This is a genomic window from Streptomyces sp. NPDC101225 (assembly GCF_044767585.1).
Taxonomy (GTDB): domain Bacteria; phylum Actinomycetota; class Actinomycetes; order Streptomycetales; family Streptomycetaceae; genus Streptomyces.
Genome location: NZ_JBIWOE010000033.1, coordinates 71,893 through 88,251, shown reverse-complemented (window position 1 = coordinate 88,251; position 16,359 = coordinate 71,893). Strand labels below are relative to the sequence as shown.

The window sequence follows — 16,359 nt, the reverse complement described above, 5'->3', positions numbered from 1 at the left end:
GGGGAAACGGCTCAGCGGGGAGAGCCTCTCGGCGGTGGTCGTCCCGGAACATCACCGAGGGGATCGCTGTGACCAACGGGTGCGTGGGTGGGGGCCACGGTCCTCGGCGGCGCGGGACCGTCCCGTCCGCTCCGGCGAGGAGTGCGGCGAATGTAGGCCGGGTTTCCTTCCAGCGTCAACATAGTGGGCACACAGGAATATCCGATGTCTTCGGATCGGAGTGCGCCCATTGGAGCGTCGTCTTCCGAGTGACCTGCGGTTTCCTTGAGGGAAGGTAGGGTGAATCCGGCCTTGTCTTAGTTTCCGGAGGAAAGGTAAGGTCGCCGCATGACGCTCGCCGATCAGCCGCCCGCGGCCGCCCTGGTCTTCCAGACCCTGCTCCAGCACGGACCGCTGAGCCGCGCCGAGATCGGGCGGCGGACCGGGCTGACGCCGGGAGCGGTGACCAAGGTGGCGACCCCGCTGATGGCCGACGGCTGGATCACCGAGCTCGGGCGGTCCGCGACGGAGCGGGCCAGCGGCCGTCCGGCGATCCTGATCGCGGTGCGGGCGGAGCGCGCCCTGTTCGCCGGTGTGAAGGTCACCGGGGAGGAACTCATCGGCGTGCTGGCCGACTTGACCGCGCAGCCCCTCGCCTCACGCCGGGTCAGGCTCGACTCGCGGGACGTGGGCACCGTGGTGCTGGCGATCGCGCGGCTGGTGGACGACCTGCGGGCGGCGGCGGGTGTGGAGGACGACACGGCGCTGCACGGCATCGGGGTCACCATCTCGGGCGACGTCGACAGCCAGCTGGGCCTGGTCCAGTACTCGCCCTTCCTCAACTGGCGTCGCGTGCCGCTCGCCCAGCTGGTCGAGACCGCCGCCGGAACCCCGACGGTCATCGAGAACGACGTACGGGCGCTGACCGTGGCCGAGCAGTGGTTCGGCGCGGGAGCCGGCCTGTCCACCTTCGCCCTGGTCACCGTCGGCGCCGGTATCGGCGCGGGCCTGTCCGTCGGAGGCCGCGTGGTCTCCGGGGCGCACGGCGTGGCGGGCGAGGTCGGGCACCTGCCGGTGAGCGGCGCCGACCGTGTCTGCACCTGTGGCAACACCGGCTGCGTCGAGGCGGTCGCCTCCACCCACGCGATCACGGAGCAGGCCCGGCAGGCCACCGGCGACCCGCAGCTGACCATGGACGAGGCGGTGCGCCTGGCCCACGCCGGAGACCCCGGCGTCCGCGCGGTCTTCGCCCGGGCCGGGCGTGCCGTGGGCCTGGCGCTGGCCTGCGTCGCCAATCTGATCGGCCCGGAGCGGATCATCATCTCCGGCGAGGGTGTGGCCTCCTACGACCTGTTCGCCGACCACATCCGGCAGAGCTTCGTGGACCACGCCTTCGGCGCTGCCGTGGACTGCGATCTCGTCGTGCGCCCGCTGCCGTTCGAGGAGTGGGCGCGAGGCGGGGCCGCCATCGCGGCGCACCGCGTGTTCGCCCCCGCCAAGTAGCCCTCGGTCAGGGCGTTTCGGCGCCTTCGGTGACGGGCTCGACGAGTTCGACGAGCTGCCGGGCGGTGCCGGCCGGGTCCACGATCTGGTGCAGGTGCTCGCCCGGCAGCTGCGCCACGCGCCAGCCGCGGTCGCGCGCCTCGGCCGCGAGGTCGTCGTAGGGAGGGCCGAACAGCAGGTAGGAACAGGGGTGGTCGTCCCATCCGCCGGGGACCGGGATGCGCTGCTCGTAGTAGGACAGCGGCAGGGTGGGCTGCTCCTCCACGACGGTCCGGCGCGTGGCGGCATCCGGGAACATGGGGGCGACGTCCGCCTCGTCCCACCAGTCGGTCCAGCGCGGCAGCCTGCCGTGCACGGCCATCGGGCGCAGGAATCCGAGGAGTTCGGGTGTGGCGACGGGCGTGGCCCCGGATCGGGCCGGCAGTGCCGCGTCCACGAACACCGAAGCGGCGACCGGGTGGTCGAGCCCCGAGCGAATCACAGGCATGAACAACCCCGCGTTGCTGTGTGCCACCAGCACGATGGGGTCGCCCGCCGGGACCTGCCGCAGATCGTCGCGTACGGCCTCGACGGCGCGGGGCCAGAACGGCGGCGCACCCGCGCCGACGTGCAGCAGGGACGGCACCCGGACCCGGTGTCCCGCGGCCGTGAGGCGTTCGGCCACGGGATGCCAGGTCGAGGGGCCCACGGAGGGGCTGTGCACGAGAACGAAGATCGGCCGCATGCGACGATCCTGCCGCTCGCACCGGGGATGCCGCCACATTCTCGGCCGACAGCAGAACGCCGCGCCGCCGTGGCTCAGCCGCTGTGCGAGACCGTCAGCCCGTAGAAGGCGACCCGCGCGCCCTTGGTGGTGCTGCCCGAGGAGGACTGGTTGTACGAACCGGCCTTGAAGTACTGCTTGTAGGAGAAGAAGGACGAGGGGATCGGGTAGTGGGTGGTGCTGCCGTCGACCGTCAGGTCGATGGTGTCGCCACCGGAGACGGCGATGGTGTACCTCCAGGTCTTGCCGAGGGAGACATGGCCGACGGTGTGTGAGGTCTGGCCGCCGGAGGGGGAGTTCTCGGTGCCGAGGACGATGTCGCCGTTCGCGTGGTAGTAGAGCTCCACCAGGGGCTTGGTGGAGGATCCGCCGCTGCCGAGGTGGATCTGCCCGACGCACACGTTCTTCGTCACCGACACGACCCGCAGCGTGGCGCCGAGCCGGTGGCTGCCGTGGAGCGACCAGTCGGCGGCGCCGCCGCCGCGGTTCATCTCCCGCAGCTCGGAGCGGGCGTAGTTCGAGTGGGGCGTCGTGACGCCCTTCTCCGGCGCCCAGAAGGTCATCGCCCCGTCGCGCTGGTCCGTGTAGAAGTACGCGTCCTGGTAGCCGTTCGCGCCCTGAAGGCGTGCGGAGGGAATGGTGGTCGGGGAGCCGGGAGAGCCGACGGGCTCCTGGAGCTGCCATACGGACAGGTCGAAGTTGCCGCCGGGTGCCTTGCCCGGGTCCGCGGCGGTGGCATCGCCGGTGCCCGTCACCGCGAGGACGCCGACGACGGCCGTGACGGTGGCACCGGCCAGGAGTTTCGAACGGAGCATGGCGTGCCCTGCTTTCTGGAGTGGGGGGTGAGCACGTTCCCGAGCGCGTTGCGGACCTCGGGGTCCGAAGGCCAGCGTGTTCATGTGGGTGAACGCGGTGCTGGTCCGTGAACTCGAAGGTGTGGCAGAACCTAAAGGTCTGCACCAGCGGCGTCAAGGGGTGAGGAGGGAAAGCGTTGCGGGCCGGCGCCGAACCGTTCGGGTGGAAGGAGTGGCAGGTCCAAGTGGCTTTTCCCTAGGATGTGTTGTCTGCCGGTCCGGTTGGCCCGGCGCGGTTCGGAGCTGGGGGAGACGATGGAGTCCGGGAAGCGGCTGTCCACCAAGATCGATGCCACGGTCCCCACGGCCGCGCGCATGTACGACCACTACCTCGGCGGCAAGGACAACTACGCGGTCGACCGGGCCGCCTGTGAGGAACTCGACAAGGTCGTGCCCAGCACCCGGGCGCTGGCGCTGAACAACCGGCGCTTCCTGCAGCGGGTGGTCGGGACGCTCGCGCGGGAGTACGGCGTACGGCAGTTCCTCGACCACGGATCAGGGCTGCCCACGCAGAACAACGTGCATCAGGTGGCGCAGCAGATCGATCCGGACTCGCGCGTGGTGTACGTCGACAACGACCCGATGGTCCTGGTGCACGGCCGGGCCCTGCTGGACCAGAACGACCACACCGCCGTCATCCAGGCCGACCTGCGCGACACGGACACGATCTTCTCCCACCCCGACACCCGGCGGCTGATCGACTTCTCGCAGCCGGTCGCCGTGCTCTTCAACTCCGTGTTCCACTGCATTCCGGACAGCGAGACCGACGGCCCGATCGCGGTCGTGGAGCGCGTGATCGAGCGGCTCGTGCCCGGGAGCTGCCTGCTGATGTGCCAGCTGGTCAGCGAGGATCCGGAGGTGCGGGCCTTCGTGACCGACTTCATGGACAAGGCGACGCAGGGACACTGGGGCCGGGTGCGCCAGGAGAAGGACGTGGCACAGCTCTTCGACGGGCTGGAGATCCTCGATCCGGGCCTGGTGGAGGTGTCCACCTGGCGGCCCGACAACGACGTGGCGCCGCGCCAGCTCACCCAGGAATGGATCGAGTTCGGCGGAGTGGGCCGGCTCCCGTAGCGAGCCGCCCGGTCACTCCGCCCCGTAGCGCTGCCGGGCCGTCTCGCGCAGGCGGCTCAGGGAGTCGCGCGGGCTGAGGGCGTCGTCGGCCAGCTGGTCGAGGGCCACCCGGTACTGCTCCGTCTCGTCGCGGTCCTCCAGGAACGTGGCGCTCCTCATGTGCTCCAGGTAGACGATGTCGGGCAGATCCAGGCCGCCGAAGCGCAGGTACGTGACGGGAATGGCCGGTGCGGAGGCGTCGGTCACGTCCAACGGGACGACCTGCACGGTCACATGCGGCAGTTGGGCCATCGCGATCAGGTGCTCCAGCTGCTCACGCATGATCTCGCGGCTGCCCAGCACACGCAGCAGCACGGACTCGTCGACGATCGCCCACAGCCGTGGTGCGTCCGCACGCTGGAGCAGCTGCCCCCGCCTGGTGCGCAGTTCCACGCGGCGGTGGACCTCGCGTTCCGGAGCCGAGGGCAGGCCGCGCTCCACCACCGCCCGGGTGTAGGCCGGGGTCTGCAGCAGCCCCGGGACGTACTGGATCTCGAACGTACGAATGGAATGGGCCGCTTCCTGGAGCCCCACCAGCCGGTCGAACCACTCCGGGATCAGCCGTTTGTCGAAGCGCTGCCACCATCCGGGTTCTCCGGCCCGCCGCAGCAACTGCAGCAGGACGGAGGTCTCGTAGTCCTCCGTCCTGTAGAAGTCCAGGAGTGCCCGGACGTCGCTCTCGGTGGGTGGCCGACGGCCCTTTCCCGCCTCGATACGGGAGAGTTTCGCCGGGCTGAAACCGACGGCGCGCGCAGCCTGTTCCTGGGCGAGGCCCGCGTCCTCGCGGATGCCCGCCAGCTGCACCCCGACCAGCATCTTCAGCAAAGTCGGCGCGGGCTCGGTGCGATGCAGATACGGTTCCAGGCGGGAGACACGCGGCGACTCGGAGGGCATCCTGACTCCCGGTGGGCAGGGGACAACAGGCCGCATTATTCCACCCCTTGGCGTCCGGGCGCATGCGTGGACCGAAGAGGAGGGCGGCCGTCCGGACGAGCGGGCCGGCGGATGTGCGCTCAGCCGGCGCCGCGGGCCCCCGGCGGTACGTCACACCAGGTCGTCGAACTCGCCCTCCTTCGCGGCCGCCAGGAACGCGGCGACCTCGGCCGCCGTGTAGATCAGCGCGGGGCCGTGCGGATCGCGGGAGTTGCGTATCGCCACTCCTCCCTCGGCCAGGGCGGCGACCTCCACGCAGTTGCCCTCGGCGTTGCTGCGTCGGCTCTTGACCCAGCGGACGCCCAGTGAACTCGCCCGCACCCCGTTCGAAACTGATGGCACTGCAGTCTCCTTGCACATGACTGGCTCGAACTGCACGCGCAATTTCTCGTGAAATTGCACGGACTGGCTGTCGACGTGGATAATAACCAAGGCACCAACGTCCGTGTCAGCGCCCCGTCCTGACGCCACCGCAGGAGATGCCGTGTCGCTGCCCGTGCAACCAGCACCCTGGTCCGGACCGAGTCCGCTCCCAGGCCGCACCACCCCGGCCGAGGGCTGCCCGCGCGCCCGAGCCGGGGCCGCTGGCCTGTCTCTGGGCGGCGGCCGTACGGCGTGCGCCGAGGCACGGGAGTTCACCGAGCGCGTCCTTGGCGACTGGGAGCTGGATCACCTCCTTGACGACGCCCTGACCGTCGTGTCGGAGCTGGTCGCCAACGCCGTGCTGCACGGTCCGGCCGGCGACGCGGGTGGGGGAGTGGAGTCCGAGTTGCTGCTGAGGCTCAAGCGCCGTCCGGCACACCTGATGTGCGCCGTCACCGACCGGGGCGAGGCGCTTCCCCGCCCGGGACGGGAAGGCGCGTCCCTCGAGGAGGGCGGCCGTGGACTGATCATCGTCGAGGCGCTGTCCCAGCACTGGGGCTGGACCCGGTGCAACCCCGTCGGCAAGACCGTCTGGGCGATGCTGCCCACCGAGGCGCGCACTTGACGATGAAGTCACGACCGAGGTCCGAAGCGGGGAGCGTACGGTGACGGACCAGGTGACGGACCAGGTGACGGACAGGGTCACGGACCAGGTCGCGGACAGGGTCACGGACAAGGCGCCGATCACGGCGCTCCAGGAGGTCGGACGGGTCGCCTGGCAGGACATCGAGGACTCCTCGGGGTCCGCCGCGGCCATCCCGTTCCTGCTCGCCGCGATCGCCTCCGGCGACGCGGCCGCCGCTCTCAACGCCCTGGACCGGCTGCGGCACCGCATCTGCCGGCACGGCTTCGTCGTCGGTCAGGCGACGGCCGTCACGGTCCCCTTCCTGTGGGGCCTCGCCCAGCGCCCCAGGACGACCTGCCGGGTGCAGATCCTCCAGCTCCTGCGGGACATCGCCGACGCCCGGCAGTGGGAGATCACGGCGGCCGCCCATCCGAAGGTCCGCCGGCGCCACGGCGTCTACGTCGAGTGGGAGTCCGCCGCCCGCCACGCGGTACGCGCCCAGCGCGGCGCCCTGGTGGGGCTGCTGGCCGAGCAGGACAGCGAACTCGTCCACGCGACCCGGGCGCTGGCCTCCACCCTCACCGACTGAGGGCGGAGGCAGGGGTGGTTCAGACGACGCGGGCCACGCCCGCGTAGATGCCGCTGTCCTCGGGCTCGGGCATCTGCCCGGGCATCCCCCACTCCGTCGCCGTCACCAGGCCGGGCGGGACGAGGTCCAGGCCGTCGAAGAAGCGCTCGACCTCGGGGCGGGCACGGAAGCCCAGCTCGATGCCGCCCTTCGCGTACTCGGCGGTGACCTGCGCGGAGAGCTCCGGGAACAGGTCGGACGAGGCGTGCGACAGCACCAGATAGCTGCCCTTCGGCAGAGTCGCGACCAGGCCGCGGACGATGCCGTGCGCGTCCTGCGCATCGGGGATGAAGTGCATCAGCGCGATCAGCGACAGGGCGATCGGACGGCCGAAGTCCAGCATGTGGCGGGCGTGCTCGACGATGCCGTCCGGCCTGCGTACGTCGGCCTCGATGTAGTCGGTGGCTCCCTCGGGGCTGCTGACCAGCAGCGCTTCCGCATGGCGCAGCACGATCGGGTCGTTGTCGGCGTAGACGACCTTCGCCGACGGTACGACGCCCTGGACGATCTGGTGGAGATTGGGCTCCGTGGGAATGCCGGTGCCGATGTCCAGGAACTGGTCGATGCCCTCGGCGGCGAGCCAGGCCGCCGCACGGTTCATGAACTCGCGGTTCTGTCGCGCGGCATCCCGTGCCTCGGGCGGCAACTGCTCGCCCACGGCCTCGTCGACCGGGTAGTTGTCCTTGCCGCCGAGCAGGTAGTCGTAGACCCGCGCGGGATGCGCCTTGCTGGTGTCGATCCGAAGGGACGGCTCCGGGCCGGTCGTCATCGCAACTCCATCGCGCCGGTGAATCAGGGGCAGGCGAAATACCCGATCATCGTACTCGGACAGTGATGTTGGTGGTGTGCGAGGGAAGTTGGAACGGCCGGCACGCCTGACCGGCCCGGCCGGCGACACGCTCCCGAAGCGGTGACCTGGCGAAACGGAGCACCCCCCGGGGTGGTCGCGTGCCCAGCGGCGGCGCCGCTCTGCGGGGGCGCGCCCCTCGGTCGTGCCGCCGTCATGGGCTCGCGGACCGACGCGAGGGCCGGCCGCCGTCCGCGGCGCGGGTCGGGTGGAGGCGGCGGCGGGCGGTCGGGCCGCGCCTCGCGATGATCAGATCTCGGCGAGCCGCTCGACGCACTTCAGGGTACCCCTATGGGGTACCAAGTCAAGGCCGGACGGCCCTTGCCTTGTATACGGGTGGGGGGTATACATGGCAGACATGACCACCACCACATCCGGTGCCGCCGAGGTGGAACTCGCCATCGGCGGTATGACCTGTGCCTCCTGTGCCGCCCGTATCGAGAAGAAGCTCAATCGCATGGACGGCGTCGAGGCGACCGTCAACTACGCCACCGAGAAGGCCAAGGTCGCCTTCCGAGACGACGTCGCCGTCGCGGACCTGATAGCCACCGTCGAGGCCACCGGCTACACCGCGCAGCAACCGGCGCCCGCCGCGCCCGGAGCCGGCGCCGAAGAGCCCGGGACCGGTGCGGGGCACGAGCCCGAGCCGGAGGAACTCCGTTCGCTGCGGCAGCGGCTGACCACGGCTGTGGTGCTCGCGGTCCCGGTGATCGTCCTGGCGATGGTGCCGGCACTGCAGTTCGAGTACTGGCAGTGGATGTCGCTGACGCTCGCGGCCCCCGTGGTCACGTACGCCGCCTGGCCCTTCCACCGGGCCGCCTGGACCAACGCCCGGCACGGTGCCGCCACCATGGACACACTGATATCGGTCGGCACGTCGGCCGCGTTCCTGTGGTCCGTATGGGCCCTGTTCCTCGGAACGGCCGGCACGCCCGGCATGAAGCACCCCTTCGAGCTGACCATCGCCCGCAGCGAGGGCTCCGGCAACATCTACCTGGAGGCCGCCGCCGGAGTGACCGCCTTCATCCTGGCCGGCCGGTACTTCGAGGCCCGGTCCAAGCGGAAGGCGGGCGCGGCGCTCAGGTCGCTGCTGGAGCTCGGTGCCAAGGATGTCACCGTGCTGCGCGGGCAGCGCGAGGAGCGCATACCCGTGGGGGAGCTGCAGGTCGGCGACCGCTTCCTCGTGCGCCCCGGCGAGAAGATCGCCACCGACGGCACGGTCGTCGAGGGGTCCTCGGCCGTGGACGCCTCCATGCTCACCGGCGAGTCCGTCCCGGTCGAGGTGACGGTCGGGGACGGCGTCACCGGCGCCACCCTGAACGCCGGCGGACGTCTGGTCGTCGAGGCCGGCCGGGTCGGCGCCGACACGCAACTCGCCCGTATGGCCGAACTGGTGCAGGACGCGCAGAACGGCAAGGCCGCCGCCCAGCGGCTCGCCGACAGGATCTCCGGCGTCTTCGTCCCCGTCGTGATCGCCCTGGCACTGGCCACCCTGGGCTTCTGGCTCGCCGACGGCGCCGGGCTGACCGCGGCCTTCACCGCCGCGGTGGCGGTCCTGATCATCGCCTGCCCCTGCGCCCTGGGTCTGGCCACCCCCACCGCGCTGATGGTGGGCACCGGACGCGGCGCCCAGCTCGGCATCCTCATCAAGGGGCCCGAGGTGCTGGAGAGCACGCGCAAGGTCGACACCATCGTCCTCGACAAGACCGGCACCGTCACCACCGGCCGGATGACCCTGCTGGCCGTGCACACGGCCGAAGGCACGGACGAGACGCAGGCCCTGCGGCTGGCCGGTGCCCTGGAGCACTCCTCCGAGCACCCGATCGCCCGGGCTGTCGCCGCCGGAGCGGTGTCCCGGACCGGTCCCCTCCCCGCCGTGGAGGACTTCGCCAACGTCCCCGGCCTCGGCGTCCAGGGGGTCGTGGACGGACACGCCGTACTCGTCGGCCGCGAGCAACTGCTCGAGGAGTGGGCCATGTCGCTGCCGCCCGCCCTCGCACGCGCCAAGGCCGCGGCGGAGTCCGCCGGCCGTACGGCGATCACGGTCGCCTGGGACGGTGCGGCCCGCGCCGTCGTCGAGGTCGCCGACGCGGTGAAGGAGACCAGCCCCGAGGCCGTCCGCCGGCTGCGTGGTCTCGGCCTGACTCCCGTGCTCCTCACCGGCGACAACAAGGCCGCCGCCGAGGCGGTGGCCGCCGAGGTGGGCATCGATGCCGAGCACGTCATCGCCGAGGTGCTGCCGCAGGACAAGGTCGACGTCGTCAAGCGCCTGCAGGGCGAGGGACGTTCGGTCGCCATGGTCGGCGACGGCGTCAACGACGCCGCGGCGCTCGCCCAGGCGGACCTGGGCCTGGCGATGGGCACCGGCACGGACGCGGCGATCGAGGCGGGCGACCTGACGCTCGTACGAGGAGACCTCCGCGTCGCCGCCGACGCGATCCGGCTCGCCCGCCGGACGCTGGGCACGATCCGGTCCAACCTGTTCTGGGCCTTCGCCTACAACGTCGCCGCGCTTCCGCTCGCCGCGGCCGGCCTGCTCAACCCGATGATCGCGGGGGCCGCCATGGCCTTCTCCTCGGTGTTCGTGGTCGGCAACAGCCTGCGGCTGCGGAGCTTCCGGGCCGTGGCGGGGTGAACGGCCGAGGCGGTCGGCGGCCGGCCGTTCGGCCACCGACCGCCGGGGTGGCCGTGGTCCGGTCGTGCCGCTCCGGCGCGGCGGGCAGCGGTTGGTAGCGTGCCCGCATGACCGAACGCGAGCATCGTGTCGTCGTCGAGGGCTCCCGGATCATCACCCCGCGGCTGCTCCTGCGGCCCTGGACGGTCGAGGACGCCGAGGCCGCCCTGCGGGTCTACGGCGCCGGGAACGTCGCCCGGTGGCTCGCCCCGGCGATGGAGCGCGTGGCGGACGCCGCGGCCATGCGGACTGTCCTGGAGCGGTGGGTGTCGAGCGCCGGCGAGCTGGAGACGCCGGCGGGACGGTGGGCGATCGAGCTCCGTGACGGCGGGCGCGTGGTGGGCGGTGTCGTGCTGCTGCCGTTGCCCCCGGACCGGCGGGACCTGGAGATCGGCTGGCAGCTCGCGCCCGACGCCTGGGGGCAGGGCCTGGCGGCGGAGGCCGGTCACGCCGTGGCGCACCACGCCTTCGCGTCCGGGGTGGAGGAGCTCTTCGCGGTCGTGCGGCCGCGCAACGAGCGCGGCGCGGCGACGGCCCGGCGGGTGGGGATGGAATGGGTGGGGGAGACGGACAAGTACTACGGACTGACGCTGCAGGTCTTCCGGCTGAGGCCGGGCGATCTGGACGTCCCGGCCCTGCGGCCGGAGCAGTGGCCCGCCGTCTGAGCCGAGTCGGTATCGCCGCCTGAGCCGAGTCGGTATCGCCGCCTGAGCCGAAGCGGTATCGGCGTCTGAGCCGAAGCGGTATCGGCCCGGGCCCGCGCCCGGGCTTTGTCATGTTCCGGGACCGGAAGGCCCCTGGAGCGCCGATTGTCCTTCCCCGATGGGCTTGTCCCGTACGCCAGTTGTGCGGAGGTGCCGGCAGCCGGTGTACGTGTGTGCCACACGCGACTTGCCCACCCTTTGACGATCCGTTCCTTGAGCGTTCAGCCAGGCGTCTGTGTCCGGGGTGTGTGCCGTCCTTATGGTCCCTGCGGATTTCGAAAGAAGGGGCTATGGACACACTCCACGCGGTGAGGGCTCGGGGGATCACGAAGAGCTTCGGTGAGGTCGTCGCACTCGACGGCATCGATCTGGATGTGACGCCCGGTCAGATACACGGCCTGGTCGGGCCGAACGGCGCCGGCAAGACCACGCTGCTCGGCCTGCTGCTGGGCCTGGCCGTCGCGGACGGCGGCCGGCTGGAGATCCTGGGCACGCCGGTCGGAAGGGCGCTCGCCGCTCCCGACGGGGTCGCCGGCTTCGTGGACGGGCCCGGGCTCTACCCCTCGCTCACCGCCCGCCAGAACCTCTCCGCGCTGGCGGCGCTGCGGGGCCGCGACGCGCGGACGGCGGGTGTCGACGAGGCGCTCGACCAGGTCGGGCTCACCGACGTCGCCGACGACAGGACGCGCGGCTTCTCCCTCGGGATGCGCCAACGGCTGGGCCTGGCGGCCGCGTTGCTGACCCAGCCCCGGCTGCTCGTCCTCGACGAGCCCTCCAACGGCCTCGACCCGGCGGGCAAGAGGCATGTGCACGGCATCCTGAACCGGCTCACCGCCGACGGCACCGCGGTGGTCCTGTCGAGCCACCGTATGGACGACCTCGAGGCGCTCTGCTCGGAGGTCACCATCCTCGCCACCGGACGGGTCGTGTTCTCGGGTCCGCCCGGCAAGCTGGCCGCCGAGAACCGCGAGCTCGACTACCGGCTGGTCACCTCCGATCCGGAGGCCGCGCGCCGGGTGGCCGCCGACGCCACCGCGATCCACGTCGTCGACGACACGCACGTCCGCCAGGACGCCGGCGTGCTCGTGGTGCGCGCACGGGTGCCCGCCCTCGACGAACTGGTGGTCCAACTCGTGCGCGCGGGCGTCGCGTTGCGCGAACTCACCCCCGTCGTGTCACCGCTCGAGGCCGCGTTCCTCGCCCTCACCGATCAGCAGGAGGCCTCCAGATGACCGCGACCGTCGTCGACGCGGCCGCCACGGCGGCCCATCCGGTCACGGTGGCGCGCGGCTACCGCTTCGAACTGGTCAAGCTGGTCTCGCAGTGGCGGATCAGGCTGCTGGTCCTCGCCTGCTGGATCGTGCCCGCCGTGTTCGTCGTCGGAGTGGGCCGGCAGAGCACGCTGCCCACCGACACCCTCTTCGGCCGCTGGATGCTCGCCACCGGCTGGGCGGCCCCGCTGGTGATGCTCGGATTCGCGGGCACCTGGGCGCTACCGCTGCTGACCTCGGTGGTCGCCGGGGACATGTTCGCCGCCGAGGACCGGCTCGGCACCTGGCGCCATCTGCTCGTGGCGGTGCGCTCGCCGCGGCGCATCTTCGTGGCGAAGTCGCTCGCCGGCCTCACCGTCATCCTGCTGCTCGTGGCCGGGCTGGCCGGCTCCAGCGCGGCCGGCGGGCTCCTGGCGGTCGGGAACCAGCCGCTGGTCGGCCTCGACGGCCATCTGCTGGCGCCGTCGGACGCGGCCGGAAGGGTCTTCCTCGCCTGGGCGTGCGTGCTCGCACCGACCCTCGCGCTCGCGGCGATCGGACTCCTCGGGTCGATCGCCCTGGGACGCTCCCCGATGGGGCTGCTGCTGCCCGCGGTGGTGGCGCTCGTGATGCAGCTCGCGCAGATGCTGCCGCTGCCCGTCGCCGTGCGCCTCGCCCTGCCGGGCTACGCCTTCATCGCCTGGAACGGCCTGTTCACCAGCCCCATGCAGCTGCGCCCCCTGCTGATCGGCATCGCCGTCAGCCTGCTGTGGGCCGTGCTCGCCACGGTGCTGGCCCATCTGCTCTTCGTGCGCCGGGACTTCACCGACCTGACGTACGACGGCGCCGGGCGCCGCGCGGTCACCGCCGGCCTGGTGCCGCTGGCGGGGCTGCTCGCCCTGACGGTCGCGGTCGTCGCCGTGGCGACTCCGTCCGCGGGCTCGGGCATCCGGCAGTCCAAGGTGCAGCGGTCCGTCGCCACGGCCTTCGCGCACCTCTACCGCCTGCAGACCGAAGAGCTCCACCGCCCCGCCGTCACCGAGGAGCAGCTGCGGGCCTCGGCGGCGTGCAACAAGGGCGCCGGCCGGCTCGCCGCCGAGGGACCGGGCAACGACTGGCGCTGCGTCATCAGTTGGCATCTGCCCGGCGCCAAGGCCACCGGATCGGCCATCTACCAACTCGACTTCACCGCGGACGGACGGTTCGTCGCCGACGGCGACGGACCGAAGGAAGTGAACGGCTACTTCCTCGTGCGGACCCCCACCGGTGACGCGCCGAACCCGCTCTGGCAGTTCGACGGCAACGTCGACCTGCTCGACACCACCCCGAAGGGATGACCTCATGCAGGTAACACGGCAGCGCCGAAAGAACGAGAAGGAGCAGATCAGCGTCTTCGGCAGACGCCTCGGTCGCCGGACCTTGCTGGTGACGTCCGGCATCGCCGTCGCCCTCGCCGTCACGGGGACCGCGGTCGCCTCGACACACCGGTTCGGAACCCAGCAGGTCGGCCAGGTCACCGCCGACGGCCGGGTCGTCTCCGCCGACCAGTACATCGCGCCGTACGGCCACCGCACGGTCATCGACGACGGCAAGATCATGTCGTCCACGGTCAGCCCGGACGGCAGCCACCTCGCGGCGGCGGTGGCCGACGGCGACGCGTCGCTGGTCGTCATGGATCTCAAGACCGGGCAGGTGAAGCAGAAGGTCGGCACCAACGCGGCGGACGACCTGCGCATCAAGAGCGGTGCCGTCGGCCAGGAGGGCCCCTCCTACTCGCCGGACGGCACGCAGCTGTGGCTGGGCCAGAGCGACGGCTACACCAAGTTCACCGTCAACGAGGACGGCACCCTCGCCGACCCCACGACCGTCTCGATCCCGGCGGACGGCTCCAAGCGCGCGCTCGTGGGTGCCGCGGTCTTCTCCGCCGACGGCTCCACCGTCTACTCCGCGGTCAACGGCCAGAACAGGGTGGTCGCCATCGACGCGGCGACCGGAAGCATCGAGCAGAGCTGGGCCGTCGGCAACGCTCCCCGCGGACTCGCCCTGGTCGGCGGGAAGCTGTACGTCAGCAACGAGGGCGGGCGCCCGGCGCGGCCCGGCGACACCACGATCAACTCCTACGGCACTCAGGTCGTGGCGAACCCGGACACCGGCGCCAGCACCACCGGCACGGTCAGCGTCATCGACACGGCGAACCCGTCCGCCGCCGTCGGGAGCATCGACGTCGGGCTGCACCCGACGGCGGTGTACGCGAAGAACGGCACGGTGTTCGTCACCGACACCGCCGACAACAACGTGTCGGTCATCGACAGCCGCAAGGACAAGGTCGTCCAGACCATCTCCACCCAGCCGTGGCCCGAGGCGTCGGTCGGCTACGAGCCGAACGCCGTGACGCTCACCGACGACGGCCGTCTGCTCGTGACGCTCGGGCGCGCCGACGCGGTCGCCGTGTACCGCTTCAGGTCCGCTCAGGAACCCGCCAGTTACGTCGGCCTGCTGCCCACGGACTACTTCCCCTCGGAGATCACCGCCGTGGGCAGGAACGTGGTCGTCTCCCACACCCGTGGCATCGACGCCCGCCGGCCCTCCACCAGCGGCGGCCACGGCACCCACGACACCACGTCGAGCCTGACGCAGTTCAGGCTGCCGGACGACCGCACCGTGCGGTCGCAGACGGCCAAGGTCTTCAAGCAGAACGGCTGGACCCCCGGCTCGGTCAGGACGTCCAAGGGCAAGAGCCACGCCAGGCCCGTGCCCGTCCCGGCGCGGCTCGGCGACCCCTCGACGATCAAGCACGTCTTCCTGCTCGTCAAGGAGAACCGGACCTACGACCAGGTCCTCGGCGACATGCCGCAGGGTGACGGCGACCCGACGTTCACGCAGTTCGGCGAGAACGTGACGCCCAACCAGCACGCCCTGGCACAGCAGTTCGGGCTCTACGACAACTTCTACGACATCGGCACCAACTCCGCCGAGGGCCACAACTGGCTGATGCAGTCCGACAACCCGGAGTACACCGAGTCGTCGGCCGGCGAGTACACGCGCAGCTACGACACCGAGAACGACGTCCTCGGCCACCAGAAGAGCGGCTTCATCTGGTCCGGCGCGCAGGCGGCCGGCAAGTCCGTGAAGGACTACGGCGAGTTCCAGTCGGTCGAGAGCAAACCGGCCGGGGCGACGTGGCAGAACCTGTACTGCGACGCCAAGAACATGGACGCGACCGGTGCGGGGACCGCGTACCCCATCCAGACCGGTTCGGCGATCCCGTCGCTCAACAAGGTCTCGGTGCCCGGCTTCCCGCTGTTCGACCTCGCCGTGCCGGACGTCTACAAGTACCAGATCTGGAAGCAGGACTTCGAGAAGAACGGTCCGGCGAACCTGAACATGTTCTGGTTCTCCAACGACCACACCGGCGGCCCGCCGAGTCCCGCCGCCGAGGTCGCGGACAACGACCTGGCGGTCGGCAGGATGGTCGACGAGATCTCGCACAGCAAGTACTGGAAGGACTCGGCGATCTTCGTCGTCGAGGACGACTCCCAGGCCGGCCTCGACCACGTCGACGGGCACCGTGCTCCGGTCCAGATCATCAGCCCCTGGTCCCAGCACGCCACGGTGGACAGCCACTACTACTCGCAGATCACGATGATCCGCACCATCGAGCAGATCCTCGGGATCCACCCGATGAACCAGAAGGACAGCGCGGCGACGCCGATGTACGGGGCGTTCAGCCGGAAGCCGGACAGCACGCCGTTCACGGCGCAGGCCAACCGCACCTCGCTGACCGACGGTCTGAGCACCCTGCCTCCCTGCGGTGCGGACACCCCGGCCCCGCAGGACGCCAAGGCGGCCCCCGCGCCGACGGCGGCGAAGGTGCCGGCGGACAAGCAGAAGCTCGCGGCACAGTGGAAGACGTGGGAGTCGCACCAGCGGCTGACCGGCCCCCACGCCGTGCCCGACTACGCCAACCCCGCGCAGATGAACCGCCTCACCTGGTACGAGACGCACAACTGGACCAAGCCGTACCCCGGTGACAGCAAGGTCTACGCGCCCGACGACGTGCCCGGCGCCTACCTCCCGTCGCCGGAGAACGACGGCTGACGCGTCCGCGCGGCAGGAAGTCGGG

The 16,359-nt window shown here is 71.2% G+C and carries 14 protein-coding genes; 9 read left to right on the top strand and 5 right to left on the bottom strand.

What is annotated here, in order from left to right:
* Positions 1–327: 327 nt before the first annotated feature.
* On the top strand, positions 328–1,482 hold the full coding sequence (locus ACIRPX_RS34185) for an ROK family protein (RefSeq protein WP_404202582.1): 1,155 nt from the start codon (positions 328–330) through the stop codon (positions 1,480–1,482).
* A 7-nt stretch (positions 1,483–1,489) separates the two neighbouring features.
* On the opposite strand, the gene ACIRPX_RS34180 is transcribed toward ACIRPX_RS34185, so the two are convergent.
* Together ACIRPX_RS34180 and ACIRPX_RS34175 are read right to left on the bottom strand one after the other, a co-directional pair.
* Positions 1,490–2,206: an alpha/beta hydrolase gene (locus tag ACIRPX_RS34180; RefSeq protein WP_404202580.1), complete on the bottom strand. Its 717-nt coding sequence runs from the start codon at positions 2,204–2,206 to the stop codon at positions 1,490–1,492.
* 74 nt (positions 2,207–2,280) lie between these two features.
* Entirely contained in the window at positions 2,281–3,060 is a 780-nt protein-coding gene (locus tag ACIRPX_RS34175; protein WP_404202579.1) for a polysaccharide lyase family 7 protein, read from the bottom strand.
* A 294-nt stretch (positions 3,061–3,354) separates the two neighbouring features.
* On the opposite strand from ACIRPX_RS34175, the gene ACIRPX_RS34170 reads away from it, so the two are divergent.
* A complete protein-coding gene (locus ACIRPX_RS34170; RefSeq protein ID WP_404202577.1) occupies positions 3,355–4,173 on the top strand; it encodes an SAM-dependent methyltransferase in 819 nt (272 codons plus the stop codon).
* Positions 4,174–4,185: 12 nt separating this feature from the next.
* Here ACIRPX_RS34170 and ACIRPX_RS34165 read toward each other — a convergent pair whose 3' ends face one another.
* Both ACIRPX_RS34165 and ACIRPX_RS34160 read right to left on the bottom strand, forming a co-directional pair.
* A complete protein-coding gene (locus ACIRPX_RS34165) occupies positions 4,186–5,106 on the bottom strand; it encodes a helix-turn-helix domain-containing protein (RefSeq protein WP_404202575.1) in 921 nt (306 codons plus the stop codon).
* 150 nt (positions 5,107–5,256) lie between these two features.
* Positions 5,257–5,487: a DUF397 domain-containing protein gene (locus ACIRPX_RS34160; RefSeq protein WP_404202573.1), complete on the bottom strand. Its 231-nt coding sequence runs from the start codon at positions 5,485–5,487 to the stop codon at positions 5,257–5,259.
* Positions 5,488–5,629: 142 nt separating this feature from the next.
* Between ACIRPX_RS34160 and ACIRPX_RS34155 the strand changes: the two genes are divergently transcribed.
* Together ACIRPX_RS34155 and ACIRPX_RS34150 are read left to right on the top strand one after the other, a co-directional pair.
* Positions 5,630–6,133, top strand: coding sequence for an ATP-binding protein (locus ACIRPX_RS34155; protein WP_404202571.1), 504 nt, complete (start codon positions 5,630–5,632; stop codon positions 6,131–6,133).
* A gap of 40 nt (positions 6,134–6,173) precedes the next feature.
* Positions 6,174–6,722: a hypothetical protein gene (locus ACIRPX_RS34150; RefSeq protein ID WP_404202569.1), complete on the top strand. Its 549-nt coding sequence runs from the start codon at positions 6,174–6,176 to the stop codon at positions 6,720–6,722.
* A gap of 19 nt (positions 6,723–6,741) precedes the next feature.
* On the opposite strand, the gene ACIRPX_RS34145 is transcribed toward ACIRPX_RS34150, so the two are convergent.
* Positions 6,742–7,530 carry an SAM-dependent methyltransferase gene (locus ACIRPX_RS34145; protein WP_404202567.1) on the bottom strand — a complete coding sequence of 263 codons (789 nt, stop codon included), beginning with the start codon at positions 7,528–7,530 and terminating at the stop codon, positions 6,742–6,744.
* Positions 7,531–7,966: 436 nt separating this feature from the next.
* Between ACIRPX_RS34145 and ACIRPX_RS34140 the strand changes: the two genes are divergently transcribed.
* The 5 genes from ACIRPX_RS34140 (at position 7,967) to ACIRPX_RS34120 (ending at position 16,334) form a co-directional block, all read left to right on the top strand.
* On the top strand, positions 7,967–10,243 hold the full coding sequence (locus ACIRPX_RS34140) for a heavy metal translocating P-type ATPase (RefSeq protein WP_404202565.1): 2,277 nt from the start codon (positions 7,967–7,969) through the stop codon (positions 10,241–10,243).
* 107 nt (positions 10,244–10,350) lie between these two features.
* On the top strand, positions 10,351–10,947 hold the full coding sequence (locus ACIRPX_RS34135; protein ID WP_404202563.1) for a GNAT family N-acetyltransferase: 597 nt from the start codon (positions 10,351–10,353) through the stop codon (positions 10,945–10,947).
* 329 nt (positions 10,948–11,276) lie between these two features.
* Entirely contained in the window at positions 11,277–12,218 is a 942-nt protein-coding gene (locus ACIRPX_RS34130) for an ABC transporter ATP-binding protein (protein ID WP_404202561.1), read from the top strand.
* Positions 12,215–13,573, top strand: coding sequence for an ABC transporter permease (locus ACIRPX_RS34125; protein WP_404202559.1), 1,359 nt, complete (start codon positions 12,215–12,217; stop codon positions 13,571–13,573). The genes ACIRPX_RS34130 and ACIRPX_RS34125 overlap by 4 nt, the downstream gene beginning before the upstream one ends.
* Before the next feature lie 4 nt (positions 13,574–13,577).
* Positions 13,578–16,334, top strand: coding sequence for an alkaline phosphatase family protein (locus tag ACIRPX_RS34120; RefSeq protein ID WP_404202557.1), 2,757 nt, complete (start codon positions 13,578–13,580; stop codon positions 16,332–16,334).
* Positions 16,335–16,359: the final 25 nt, after the last annotated feature.